Genomic DNA, 13452 nt, shown 5'->3' with positions numbered 1-13452 from the left:
AGATGGTCAGGGCAGTATGTGTTCGAGCCGCTCGATCGCCGCCAGCGCGGCGTCGCCGTCCAGGTCTTCCACATGCTGCAGGATCTGCTGGAGCAGCGGCGTCCAGCGCGCCGCCGGGCTGGCCAAGAGCATCCGCTCGAGCTCGCTGACAGCCGCATAGTCGCCGTCAGCCACCAGGCGCTTGAGGTGCTTGAGGTCCTGGCGCAGGCTGGCAGCGGCAGGCGGGTTGGCCGCAGGCGGCGCGTCCAGCGCTGCGCTCGGCGGGGCCGGTGCAGGCTGGCGCGTGGCCAGGCCTTGCAGCAGCGTCTGCAACTGGGCGGCAAACTCGGCCGTCTCGGTATGCAGCAGGCGCTGGGGCTGGGGGGCGGGCGGTGGGGCCTGCATCCACTCCCGGGCCTGGTTCTCGATGGTTTCGGCCGCCTGTACCAGGGAGGTGGCATCGAGGTAGCCCAGTGCCCCCTTGAGCGAATGGGCGAGCATGGACAGCGGCTCCCAGGCCGACTGCTGCACATGCAGCACCAGGGTCTGGGGGGCATCGGCAAAGTCGCGGTAAAAGCCGGCCAGCACCCGGTCGACCCGCTCGGCATTGCCGTGGAAGCGCTGCAGCAACTTGGCGTGGTTGATGCCGGGCGTGGCTGCCACGCGGGCCTCGTCGCGCAAAAATTCGGACTCGGGTGCATCCAGTGCTTCGGCACTGTTGCCAGGGCCTGCGATCCATTCGCTCAGCGTTTCGTACAGCTTGCGCTCATCAATGGGCTTGGTCAGGTGGGCATTCATGCCCGCCTCTTCAATGGCGCTGCGGTCTTCGACGCGGGCCTGTGCGGTCAGCGCAATCACCGGCAGTTGCTGCAGATGGGGCAGCTGGCGCAGCGCGCGGGTGGCGTCCAACCCATCCATCTGCGGCATGTGCACGTCCATCAGCACGGCGTCGAAATGGTGGTGCTCGAGCATGCTGAGCGCTTCGGCGCCATTGGTGGCCAGGCTCACCTGCACGCCCACGAGGCTGAGGAAGTCGGCGGCCACCTCGCGGTTGAGGGCATTGTCATCGACGACGAGCACATTTTTGCCATGCAGCTGGGGATAGAGCTGGATCGGGTTGCTGTGAACCACCTGCGGTGGGCCCGAGGCACCGGGCAGTGCGCGCCGCGAGATGCTGCTGCCTTGCGACTGCAGCGCTTCCAAAATGGCATTGAACAGCACGGACTGTGTCACCGGCTTGATCAGCAGGCCTTGCAGACGCAGCTCCTCGGACCTGCGCATGACCTCGTCACGGCCGTAGGCAGTCACCATCAGCACTGCCGGGGTGGCCGAGAGATGCTCTTCCTCGCGGATGCGGCGCGCCACCTCCAGCCCGTCCATGCCGGGCATGCGCCAGTCCATCAGCACCAGGCCATAGGGCGTGCCTACGCGCGAGGCGAGCTGCAGATCGAAGAGGGCTTGCTCGCCGGAATCCACCGTGTCGGCGCGCATGCCAAAGCCGCGCACCATCTCGGCGAGGATGTCGCGTGCGCTGGCGTTGTCGTCGACGATCAGCACGCGGTCGACCGGCGTGCCGTGGTAGCGGGCCGGCTTGGGCGCCTGCTTGAGTTGCGCGGGGTGCAACTGCACCGAGAAGTAGAAGGTGCTGCCCAGTCCCGGGTTGCTCTCGACCTTGAGCTCACCGCCCATCTGGCCCACCAGGCGCTGGCAGATGGCCAGGCCCAGACCCGAGCCGCCATAGCGCCGCGTGGTCTGGCTGTCGGCCTGCGAGAAGGGGCGAAACAGCTGGCTCATCTGCGCCGGGCTCATGCCGATGCCCGTGTCCTTGACGGTGACCTCCAGCCCGATCTTGCCAGGGGCCACGGGGCGGTTGCCGGCGGTCTCGGTGGTCTGGATGCTGATGACCACCTCGCCCAGGTGGGTGAACTTGATGGCATTGCTCACCAGGTTGTTGAGCACCTGGCTCAGGCGCAGCGGGTCGCCGCTCAGCTGCCGGGGCACATCGGGCGCGACCGAGTAGACCACCTCGATGCCCTTTTCCTCGGCGCGCAAGGTGGTGACGGCCGAGACGGTCTCGAGCACATCGTCCAGCGCGAACTCCACGTTCTCCAGGGTCAGCATGCCCGCCTCGATCTTGGAGAAATCCAGGATGTCATTGATCACCGACAGCAGTGCGTTGGCCGACAGCTCCACCTTCTCTAAGTAGTTGCGCTGCTTGGGCAGCAGCGGGGTCTGCTGGATCAGGCGCGTCATGCCGATGACGGTGTTCATCGGCGTGCGGATCTCGTGGCTCATCGTGGCCAGGAACTCGGACTTGGCGCGCTCGGCCGCTTCGGCCATCTCCTTGGCTTTTTGCAGCGCCAGCTCTGCCTCGCGCTCGCGGGTGATGTCAAGCATGATGCCGTCCCAGATCGTGCCCGCTTCCTGGCGGCTGGGTGCCGAGCGACAGCGCAGCCAGCGCAGTCCGCCATCAGGGCGGATGATGCGGAAGCTGCAGTCAAACAGGCTCAGGCGCTCCAGCGCTTCGCGCTGGTGCTGCCGGTACATCGCCAGATCTGCCGGGTGGATGGTTTTGATATAGGCATCGTTGTTGGCCATGATGGCCTGCGCGCTCACACCGATGAGCTTTTCAATACCGGCGCTGATGTAACTCATGCGCAAGGTCGTGGCTGAGCCTTCAACGCGGTAGATCGCGCCACTGGGGAGGTTGTCGGCCAGAGCTTCCAGCCGCTGGCGCGCCTGTTCACGCTCGGACAGATCCTGCAGCGTGCCGCTGAGGCTGACGATGCGGCCACTGCTGTCATAGTCCGCCTGGCCCAGGATGCTGGCCGGGAACTGGCCGCCATCGGGCGTGTAGTGGGTCACATCAAGCCGGTAGGGCTGGCCGGTCTGGGCGCATTGCGCAATGGCCGCAGTCACCTTGGCATAGTCCTGCGGCGGCATCATGTGGGCTATGTTGTCCTGGGTCAGCTTTGGCCCCTGCGGGTCCAGGCCATTCATCTCGTACATCATCTCCGAGGCCTCGATCTGCCCGCTGGCCAGGTCCAGCGTCCAGCTGCCGATGCGCGAGAGCCGCTCGGCGCGGCGCAGCGAGTCATAACTTTGGCGCAGCTGGTTTTCCGACTCGCGCATCTGCGTCATGTCACGCGAAATACCCAGAAGGCCGATGACCTCGCCGTTCTCGTTGCGGTACTGGCTCTTGATGGACTGGAAGCTGAGCCGGCGCCCATCGATCAGTGCGTGCGACTCCGACACCACGGGCGTGCTGCTCCGATAAACGGCGGCATCGTCCTCGGCAAAATTGTTGTGTCCGCCAAGGATTTCGGCGTCGGTCTTGCCAATCAGCCCCCCGGGCGGCATCTTTGTGATGGCCTCGGCCGCAGGGTTGGCAAACACATAGCGGCCCTGCCTGTCCTTGACAAAGACGATGTCCGAGGTGCCGCGCATCACTGCATCGAGCAGATGGGTGGAATGGCGCCACTGCTGGGTGCTTTTCTCGACCTGCTGCTCGAGCGCGGCGTTGAGCAGCTGAATTTCCTGGTCGCGGCGCACGCGCTCGGTGATGTCGTGGGAGATGGTGAAAAAGCGCTTCTCGCCCTCGACCAGCTGGCAGGTGATGTGCACCTCCACGGGGAAGCAGGAGCCATCCTTGCGCTGGTGCGTATTGGTGGCCACAGTGTGTTCACCGGGCTCCATTTTCTGCCACAGGGCCAGCAATTCATCGCGGGTGTAGTCCAGCGCAAAATCGGCCACGTTCAGGGCCATCAGCTCTGCCAGGCTGTAGCCCATCTCCCGGTAGGCCTGGCTATTGACATCCAGGATCCGGCCTTGCGTATCGGTCACAAAGAAGGCGTCCGAGAAATGGTCTAGCAAGTGGCGATACGGCGTATCTGGCATCGGTGATCCTGGTCAAAGAAAGCGCCACCTCAGGGTGGCGGGCAGGGCTTTGGCATTGCGGGAGGCCATGCAAGCGCGGGCACGCCCAGGCCGCGGGTGCATTGTCGCGGCTTCGGGCAGGCATTTGCGCAGCCTCAAAGGCTAAATTCGTTTGGCGCTTTACGGGCAAACATTTACCTATTGTAGGAAGCGGGCCATAGTTTCTTGCGCTGGCGGGCGAGCTGCCAGCCCTGGTCCCGCGTCAGTTTTGGGGCGAGCGGGTAGAATCAAAGGTTTGCAGGGCTGTGGCTTACAGCCCCTGGCGCCAGCCGTTTTTAGCCCGGGCTCCGGCTAGCGGCTACACCTGGGCGCCTCCTTTGCCACGATTACTCAAGACTCCACCCTATGGCTTCCGCACTGACCGATAAACTCTCGCGCCTCGTCAAGGAAATGCGTGGCCAGGCCCGTATCACCGAATCCAACGTCCAGGACATGCTGCGTGAAGTGCGCATGGCCCTCTTGGAGGCGGATGTGGCCTTGCCCGTGGTGCGTGACTTCATTGCCCGCGTCAAGGAAAAAGCGCTGGGCCAGGAGGTTCTGGGCAGCCTCAAGCCGGGCCAGACCCTGGTGTCGATCGTCAACAAGGAGCTGGCCGCCACGATGGGCGAGGGCGTGGCCGACATCAACTTGCAGGCCCAGCCGCCTGCGGTGATCCTGATGGCCGGCCTGCAAGGTGCCGGTAAGACGACCACCACGGCCAAGCTGGCCAAGCACCTGATCGAGCGGCGCAAGAAAAAGGTGCTGACCGTCTCGGGTGACGTCTACCGCCCCGCCGCTATCGAGCAGCTCAAGACTGTGACCCAGCAGGCGGGCGCGGAATGGTTCCCCAGCACACCCGACCAAAAGCCGTTGGATATTGCCAACGCGGCGCTCGATTACGCCAAGAAGCACTACTTTGATGTGCTCCTGGTCGATACCGCCGGGCGCCTGGCCATCGACGAAGTGCTGATGACCGAAATCCAGCAATTGCATGCGGCCTTGAAACCGGTCGAGACCTTGTTTGTCGTCGATGCGATGCAGGGCCAAGACGCGATCAACACTGCCAAGGCCTTCAAGGAGGCACTGCCGCTCACCGGTATCGTGCTGACCAAGCTAGACGGCGACTCGCGCGGCGGTGCGGCGCTGTCGGTGCGCCAGATCACCGGCGCGCCCATCAAGTTTGCCGGTGTGTCCGAAAAACTCGACGGCCTGGAAGTGTTCGACGCCGAGCGCCATGCGCAGCGCGTGCTGGGCATGGGCGATATCGTGGCCCTGGTCGAGCAGGTCTCCAAGGGCGTGGACATGGAGGCGGCCCAGAAGATGGCCGAGAAGATCAAGTCCGGCGACGGCTTTGATCTGAACGACTTCCTGGGCCAGCTCCAGCAGATGAAGCAGATGGGGGGCCTGTCGACCCTGATGGACAAACTGCCCTCGGAGCTGGCGGGCAAGGCTGGCAAGGTCGACATGGACAAGGCCGAGCGCGAAGTGCGCCGCAAGGAAGGCATCATCTGCTCGATGACCCCCTATGAGCGCGCCAAGCCCGAATTCATCAAGGCCACGCGCAAGAAGCGCATTGCCGCTGGCGCTGGCGTGCAGGTGCAAGAGGTCAACCGCCTGCTCAACGAGTTTGGCCAGATGCAGCAGATGATGAAGAAGATGAAGGGCGGCGGCCTGATGAAGATGATGAAGAAGATGGGTGGCATGAAGGGCATGATGGGCGGCGGCATGCCCAAGCTGCCGTTCTAAGAACCTGTTCAAAGTCTCTACGCAGCCGCGTTGGAGTGCAATCGGGATGAGTTCGAAGGGGTGGAGCGCAGCTTGCACCGGGGTGCAAGCAAGGGCCAGCGCGAAGAAATCGCCCGATTTCACGCCAACCCATAGTGACAGTGGCTTTGCGCTACCCGGGAAGGGGCGCCCGGCGAGGGCCTCCCGGGCAGGGGCGGTCTGCGTCGTTGCAAATCCTCGCAATAGCATGGCTATTGCTGCGGTATTGCGCGGCTGGGCGCCCCCTCGCATCCCATCTCGCAAAGACACTGTCGCGGCGCGAGGAGACATTGAACAGGTTCTAAGCCCATACCGGCTTTATCGCGGCCCCAACCACAACGCCTGCATCCAGCAGGCGTTTTTGCATCCAGGCGCTGCGGTGTTACGACACCACGACCTGCGCCTCGCCGGCCTGCATATGGCCGACTACGCAGGCATCGGCAAAGCCCTGTGCTTTGAAGAGTTCGAGCACCTGACCGGCAGCCTCCGGCGCGCAGGAGACCAGCAGGCCGCCGGAGGTCTGCGGGTCGGTCAGCAGGCTGCGCATCGCATCGGGCACTTGCGCGCCCATTGCCACATCATGGCCGTAGGACGCCCAGTTGCGGCCCGATGCGCCGGTCACCACGCCTTGCTTGGCAAGATCGAGGACGCCAGGCAGTAGCGGCAGCGCCTGGCTGTCGATCACGGCTGTGAGCTGCGCGCCGCGTGCCAGTTCCAGGGTATGGCCCAGCAGGCCAAAGCCAGTGACATCGGTCAGCGCATGCACATCGGCCAGTTGCGCCAGAGCAGCGCCAGGCCGGTTGAGCTGGGTGGTGGTGCGCACCATGCTGGCGTAGTCACTGTCGCTGAGCAGGCCTTTTTTCAAGGCCGCGGACTGGATGCCCACGCCGATGGCCTTGCCCAGGATCAGCACATCGCCCGCCTGGGCATCGCGGTTGCGCTTGAGCTGCGCCGGGTTGACGATACCGATGCCGACCAGGCCATAAATGGGCTCGACCGAGTCGATCGAGTGGCCGCCGGCCAGCGGAATGCCGGCATCGCGGCAGACGGCCTCGCCGCCTTCCAGAATCTTGGCAATGACGTCGTGGGGCAGCACATTGATCGGCATGCCGACAATGGCAAGCGCCATCAGCGGCGTGCCGCCCATCGCGTAAATGTCCGACAGCGCATTGGTCGCGGCAATGCGGCCAAAGTCATAGGGATCATCGACGATGGGCATGAAGAAATCGGTGGTCGCGACAATCGCCTGCGTGTCATTGATCTGGTAGACCGCCGCGTCATCCGCTGTCTCGGTGCCCACCAGCAGCTGTGCATAGAACTGCTTGGGCACCGCACTGCGGCTCATCAGATCGGCCAGCACCCCAGGGGCAATCTTGCAGCCGCAGCCGCCGCCATGCGACAGCGAGGTCAGGCGTGGCGAGGTGGGCAGGGTGGCGGTAGGGGCATTCATACGGGCATCCTCAGGGCTAACAGACTGGCGAGAAAAGCGGTGCCGCCCATGGCGGCCCACCATTATCGGCATTTGGCGGGCAGGCGTGCGCCATGCTGCATTGCGCGTGAGGGGCAAAGCGGCAGCAATCGCCGATGGGGCCAAAAGTGGCTCCGATGAATTCAGTGCCACCTTGGCTGTGGCAACCAGACAGCTTAAAAGCCGAGCATCGATAGTCGTCAGGGAAGCGCTGACCCGTGTCGCATCGGGTATGCTCTCGGATTTTTCTGCGGGATCCTATTGAGGCAGGGGTATGCGAGAGAATAACTTTGACCTGCTGCGACTGATGGCGGCCCTGGGCGTTTTCTGGGCCCATGGCTCGCTCTTCTACGACCTGCAGATCACCCCATTTTTCAACAATACCTACAGCATGGGCTCGCTGTCGGTCTATGTCTTTTTCTTCATCAGCGGCTATCTCAATGTCCAAAGCTGGAGCCGAACGGCGCAATGGACTGCGTTTGGCATCAAACGGGCGCTGAGAATTTTCCCTGGGCTGCTGGCGGCAGCCTTCGTATCCGTGTTTGTCATTGGTGGGCTCATGACGACGCTGGACCTGAAAAGCTTTCTGTCTTCGGGGCAGACCTGGGGGCTGTTTGTCAACTATGGAACAGGCCTTGCGACACTCAATGACCTCCCCGGGGTGTTTGCGCACAATCCAATTCAGAACGTGGTAAACGGCTCGTTGTGGACGATCAAGTACGAGGTCTTGATGTATGTGCTGCTGGTTTTATTCGGCATGACGCTAGGGCTCTCTCGCCGGATTCTTGTGCTAGTAGTGGCCGTGTCGGCCGCTGCTTTTCTGTTGGTGAAAATCCCCGCGCTGGATGAGGGCGCGATCAGCTGGCGAGATTTCTGGCAATTCGCCACGATGTTCTTCGCAGGAGCCGCTTTTAACTACATCCCGGTGGACCGCAGGCTATGGCTGGTACCGCCAATGCTGGTGGGCTTTGTCATTGCTTGTACCAGCACCACCCTGGCGATCGTTCAGGGCAGTGTCTTCCTTTGCTTGCCCTGTGCCGTTTTTCTGCTTGCCTATTGGAAGCCTTTGACCCGCATTCGGCTGGACCAAGATCTGTCCTACGGCATCCACATTTATGCATTCCTGGTGCAGCAGGCCATCACCGAGATCAGTCAAAGGCATGGGATTTCCAAACCGATATATATATCGTCGTGGCGCTGGTCATCGTGTTGATGCTGGCGCTGGCTTCCTGGGTCTTTATCGAGCACCCGGCCATCGCCTGGTCCCGGCCTCTGGTGCCGCCTACGCGTCGGTCCTCACATCCCCATGTAAAACCGTGAAATGATTAAACAGATACAAATACTCCGGCTGATGGCAGCCCTCTGGGTAGTAGTTTTTCATGGTGCAATACTCGGTATTTTTTCGGATGCGACACCTTGGGTGGCTGCTGTCATCAACTTTGGCTATGCCGGGGTGGATGTTTTCTTCGTCATCAGTGGCGTGATCATGGCGCATTCCACCAAAAATATGGGCCATGGGCCACGCACTGCCACTGCATTTTTGCTGGCTAGATTTTCAAGAATCTATACAGGCTGGTGGCCGGCCATGCTGCTCTATGTCATTTACTTAAAACTAACGCAGCAACTCGATCCCCACATTCAGCTGCAAGCATCTTTTTTTCTCTACTTTTCCGATCTTGCAGGCCTTGTCAGTATTGCCATCTGGTCACTGATGTTTGAGCTGTATTTTTACGTGGTCTTGTCACTGGTCTTGTTGTTTCCGAAATGGCATCGCCAGCGCTTTATTAAAACCCTGTTTGCGGCACTCGTTGTGCTCAACCTCTACTTGTTGGCGCATCGCTCTGCCGCAGATGGAGGCATCGAGCAAAACTGGATTCGGCTCTTTTATGTGGCTCCCCTTGTGGCAGAATTTTTCATGGGCTACTTCCTCTACCAGTACCTGCAACGCCCTTCGCGCGCATCATGGAAGTTTTGGGCCTTGCTGGCTGCAGCATGGATTGCCTTGATTGTCTATTTCATGCCCCATTTTGAAGATTATCCCTATGGTTTGGCCAATTTTCACTATTGGCCTGAGCGCGCAGTATTGATGGGCGGCGCAGCAATGGCGATCGTAGGCATGGCGTTGAAGCTGCCCTCTCCGCGCAGCCAGATCGCACTGGCGCTGGCAAAATTTGGTGACTATTCTTACGCCATCTATTTGCTGCATATCCTGGTATTCAGCATGATGTTGACGCTATTGCCTTGGCACAGCTGGCATAGCCAGGTGCAGCTTTTGATTGTCGTTGGTGTCCTCGTTGCATTGCTACTGGTGTCAGCCGCTTACTACCACTGGGTGGAGCGGCCGGTCTACATGTTTTGCCGCCAAAAAATCAACCACTGGTTGCACCCCACTGTCCCTGCCCAGCCTGTTCTTCAACCACTCTACAAAAATCAACAGCTGCGATAACGCATTTGCAGAGGGTCCTTTGCATAGCCCTCGCCAAGCGGGTTGGATGCGGATGGAGATAAGACGCAAGGCGTCTTTTGACGGTGGAGCCGTGGGTAGCTATTGCGGAGGAATGCGTCCCTAAGGTGCATGAAGCCAGAAAACTTGCCTTGGATTTGAGAAATTCCCGGCGCAAGCATCAGGACTAGGAGCCATGCGCTGCAGTGCTCATAAGCGGGGGATCAGAAGAGCGCTACCTGACTGAGCGCATACCACCTGTACGGAGACCGAGATGGCGGAAGACAGCTGGAGTCGAACCAACCCAGGAGTGGCTGACACCCCTCACCGGGTTTGAAGCCCGGCCGCGCCACCGGGCACGATTGCCTTCCCTGCAACACGTGCGTGTTGGGCAAGATGGCCGATTGTAGCGGCTCTGCGTGGCGCCTGCGGCTGGCGCTGCCGCAGACCCTTGGGTGGCTTACGAGGTTGCGCCCGCCTGCCAGCGCACACCCGGGCGCAGCACATGCGTATCGCGCACGCGGCGGGTATAGCCCACGCGGTCGAAGAACTCCAGGATCTGGATGGCGCGCTTGCGGCCCAGGGCCGTGGCATCGCGGAAGGCATGGGCCTGCACTTCGCCGCGCTCGGCCTGCTGGGCAAGCTCTGCGGTGAGTGCCGCCAGCGCATCCATGGAGGGGGCGGCATAGAACAGGTCCTTGACCACCTGGAACACGAGGCCCTGGCGCGAGAGCTTTTTGAGCAGCTGGCGCACCAGCTCCTCCCCGGCGCCATGGTCGCGGGCCAGGTCGCGCACCCAGGGCGGGTCAAAGCGGCCTTCGGTGATCGCTGGCATCAAGCGCTGGGCGAGGGCCTGCTCGGCCTCGCTCAGCTGCACCTGGTGGCCGGGCAGGTGCAGCCAGGCGCCGCTGCTGGCGATCTGGCCGGCGGCGATCAGCGCATCGAGCAGGCCGTGGTAGAGCGCATCGTGCGGGCCATGCTGCAGCGCGGGCAGGGCCATGCGGCGCAGCCGGGCTGCGTTGATGCCGGGCTCATCGGGGGCGACTTCATGAAAGCGGTGCAGCGCCTGCAGCAGCTGGTCTTGCAACGTCTGCCAGGCCTGGCTGTCTACCAGCAGCGCATCGCCATCGGGCAGCGGCAGGTGGGTGCAGTGCTCGGCCACGACCGGTGTCGCCGTGCCAGTCAGCCGTACCAGCTGTGAGCGGGCCAGGCCCAGCGGGGCTTCGGCCAGCAGCGGACCGGTATCGGCGGTATCAATCCAGTGCGCCAAGGCGGCCAGGTAGGCCATGCGGCTGTCGCTGCGGCGCTTGCGGGCGGGCGCATAGGGATCGAGCAACATGGCGCCGGCAATGGTACGGCTGGCCTGGGCATTGCGCACGATGACGCGGTCACCCGGCAGCACCAGGGCGGGGGCATCCAGCACCAGCTGGGCCAGCGCTTCGGTGCCCGGGGCCAGGTCGCCATCTTGCAGCAAGGCGATATGGCCGGTGCAGCGCATGGTGCCCAGGTGCAGGTGCACAGCCGACCACTGCGCCAGCGGCGCTGCATCGGCGAGCAGATGCAGGCGCACATCGATACGCTGGGTGGGTTGGCGCAGGCGCGCGTCCATGATCCAGTCGCCGCGCGTGATGGCCTCCTTGGCAATGCCTGCCAGGTTCAGCGCGCAGCGCTGGCCGGCCAGGCCGTGCTCGCTCGCCTGGTTCTGCGCATGGATGCTGCGCACGCGTACGGGCGCGCCGCTGGCCGAATGCACGAGGCTGTCGCCCACGGCCACCTGGCCATTGAAGACGGTGCCGGTCACCACCGTGCCCTGGCCGGGCAGGCTGAAGACCCGGTCCACTGCCAGGCGGAACAGCCCGCTGTTGGCGCGCTGGGGCATGGCCTGGGCCTGCTGGTGCAGGTGCTGGCGCAGCGCCCGCACGCCCGGGTCATCGGGCAGCGCGGCTGCGGTTTCAAAGACGGGCGCATCGGCCAGATTGCTGCGGGCCAGGATGGCGGTGATCTCGTCCCGCACCTCATCGATGCGGTCGCGGGGTACGCGGTCGACCTTGGTGAGCGCCACCGTGCCCTGGCGGATGCCCAGCAGCTGCAAAATTTCCAGATGCTCCAGGGTCTGGGGCATCACGCCGTCATCGGCAGCCACCACCAGCAAGGCATGGTCAATGCCGACGGCGCCGGCGGCCATCGTGTGCACAAATTTCTCATGGCCGGGCACATCGATGATGCCCAGCACATCGCCATTGGCCAGCGGGGTGTAGGCGTAGCCCAGCTCGATCGAGATGCCGCGCGCCTTTTCTTCCTTCAGGCGGTCGGTCTCCACGCCGGTGAGCGCGCGCACCAGGGTGGTCTTGCCATGGTCGATATGGCCTGCGGTGCCGATGATCATGCCTGACCGTCCGCTGGGGTGCTGCCCAGGGCCAGCTGCTGCAGATTGGCGGCAAAGTCGGCCTGGTCAGCGGCTTCGAGGCAGCGCAGATCCAGCCAGAGCGCATCGTCGCGCAGCCGGCCGATCACCGGGCGCGGCAGCTGGCGCAGCGCGGCTTCGAGCTGCTGCAGCAGGCGCCCGGCGCGTTTGCGCTCTTGGGGGCGCACGACCAGGCCGTGGCTGGGCAGGCTCTCGACGGGCAATGCGCCGCTGCCGATCTGGCTGGTCATCGCGGCGTGCTCCACCCGATAGTCCGGCCCCAGCAAGCTTTGCAGTGGCGCCTGCAGCGCGATCGCTTGCTGCTCCATGGCAGCGGCCGGGCGGGTGAACAGGCGCAAGGTGGTCAGGCGCTCGGCCAGTTTTTCCGGGTGCAGATAGAGGCGCAAGGTCGGCTCGAGCGCAGCCAGGGTGAGCTTGCCCACGCGCAGTGCGCGCTTGAGCGGGTTCTTCTTGATCTGGGCGATCAAGGCCTTGCTACCGACGATGATGCCCGCCTGCGGGCCGCCCAGCAGCTTGTCGCCGCTGAAGGTCACGACATCGGCGCCAGCCTCGATGGTCTCGCGCACCGTCACCTCATAGGGCAGGCCCCAGTCGCGCATGTCGACCAAGGTGCCGCTGCCCAGGTCCACGATCAGCGGCAGCTGGCGCGCATGGGCGATGCGCGCCACATCGGCTTCGGCCACCGACTTGGTAAAGCCGCTGATCGCGTAGTTGCTGCAGTGCACCTTCATCAGCGCAGCGCTGTGCTCGCCCAGCGCGGCCTCGTAGTCTCTCTCATGGGTGCGGTTGGTGGTGCCTACCTCCACCAGGCGGGCGCCGGCGCGCGTCATCACATCGGGGATGCGGAAGGCGCCGCCAATCTCGACCAGCTCGCCGCGGGAGACCACCACTTCCTTGTCGCGTGCCAAGGTGGACAGCACCAGCAGCACGGCTGCCGCATTGTTGTTGACGATGGTGGCGGCTTCGGCGCCAGTGAGGCGGCAGACCAGGTCTTCGACCAGGTCATCGCGGTCGCCCCGGCCGCCGTCGGCCAGGTCGTATTCGAGATTGCTGGGGGTCGCCAGCGCCTGCACCACCGCGTCAATAGCCTCTTGCGGCAGCAGCGCGCGGCCCAGGTTGGTGTGCAGCACCGTGCCGGTCAGGTTGTAGACCGCCTTGAGGCGCGGCGCAAACAGCTGCTGGAGCTTTTGCTCGGCAGCGTCCAGCAAGGCATCGGCACCCTCTGCGTTGCTGCCCGCCTCTGCCAGCCAGCGGCTGCGCGCCTCGCCCAGCGCTGCGCGGATGGCCTGCGTGCACTGGGTCTTGCCATAGCTGTCCACCAGCGCAGCGGTGCGCGGGTGCTGCAGCAGCTTGTCAACAGAGGGCAGGTGGGACGGTGCGTTCATGGGCAAACAAGCTCAAACAAGGGCTGAAACAAAAAAACGATGGGCTGCAGCGGGCAGCGCCATCGTCCAGTAT

General features: G+C 63.4%; 7 protein-coding genes and 1 tRNA gene. 3 read left to right on the top strand and 5 right to left on the bottom strand.

Annotated elements, in window-relative coordinates; all coding sequences use genetic code 11:
• Positions 1-6: 6 nt before the first annotated feature.
• On the bottom strand, positions 7-3876 hold the full coding sequence (locus tag ACPEE1_RS19135; protein WP_423934441.1) for a response regulator: 3870 nt from the start codon (positions 3874-3876) through the stop codon (positions 7-9).
• Between the two features lie 384 nt (positions 3877-4260).
• Between ACPEE1_RS19135 and ffh the strand changes: the two genes are divergently transcribed.
• Positions 4261-5640: a signal recognition particle protein gene (gene ffh / locus ACPEE1_RS19130; protein ID WP_021026457.1), complete on the top strand. Its 1380-nt coding sequence runs from the start codon at positions 4261-4263 to the stop codon at positions 5638-5640.
• Positions 5641-6040: 400 nt separating this feature from the next.
• On the opposite strand, the gene selD is transcribed toward ffh, so the two are convergent.
• Positions 6041-7108 carry a selenide, water dikinase SelD gene (selD, locus tag ACPEE1_RS19125; protein ID WP_116924598.1) on the bottom strand — a complete coding sequence of 356 codons (1068 nt, stop codon included), beginning with the start codon at positions 7106-7108 and terminating at the stop codon, positions 6041-6043.
• Positions 7109-7400: 292 nt separating this feature from the next.
• Here selD and ACPEE1_RS19120 point away from each other — a divergent pair, with 292 nt between their 5' ends.
• On the top strand, positions 7401-8339 hold the full coding sequence (locus ACPEE1_RS19120) for an acyltransferase family protein (RefSeq protein ID WP_423934438.1): 939 nt from the start codon (positions 7401-7403) through the stop codon (positions 8337-8339).
• Positions 8340-8447: 108 nt separating this feature from the next.
• The gene (locus tag ACPEE1_RS19115) at positions 8448-9572 is read left to right on the top strand and encodes an acyltransferase family protein (protein ID WP_116924600.1); all 1125 of its coding nucleotides are present in this window, start codon (positions 8448-8450) and stop codon (positions 9570-9572) included.
• Between the two features lie 272 nt (positions 9573-9844).
• Here ACPEE1_RS19115 and ACPEE1_RS19110 read toward each other — a convergent pair.
• The 3 genes from ACPEE1_RS19110 to selA all read right to left on the bottom strand — a co-directional run bounded on the left by ACPEE1_RS19110 (position 9845) and on the right by selA (position 13379).
• A tRNA-Sec gene (locus ACPEE1_RS19110) sits at positions 9845-9940 on the bottom strand.
• Between the two features lie 89 nt (positions 9941-10029).
• Positions 10030-11955, bottom strand: coding sequence for a selenocysteine-specific translation elongation factor (gene selB, locus ACPEE1_RS19105; RefSeq protein WP_423934435.1), 1926 nt, complete (start codon positions 11953-11955; stop codon positions 10030-10032).
• Positions 11952-13379: an L-seryl-tRNA(Sec) selenium transferase gene (gene selA, locus ACPEE1_RS19100; RefSeq protein WP_182345048.1), complete on the bottom strand. Its 1428-nt coding sequence runs from the start codon at positions 13377-13379 to the stop codon at positions 11952-11954. Before selA ends, selB begins: the two co-directional genes overlap by 4 nt.
• Between the last annotated feature and the right edge of the window lie 73 nt (positions 13380-13452).

The organism is Comamonas sp. 23 (assembly GCF_049601575.1).
In the GTDB taxonomy this organism is placed as follows: domain Bacteria; phylum Pseudomonadota; class Gammaproteobacteria; order Burkholderiales; family Burkholderiaceae_C; genus Comamonas; species Comamonas squillarum.
This window is presented reverse-complemented; position numbering and strand designations above follow the sequence as displayed.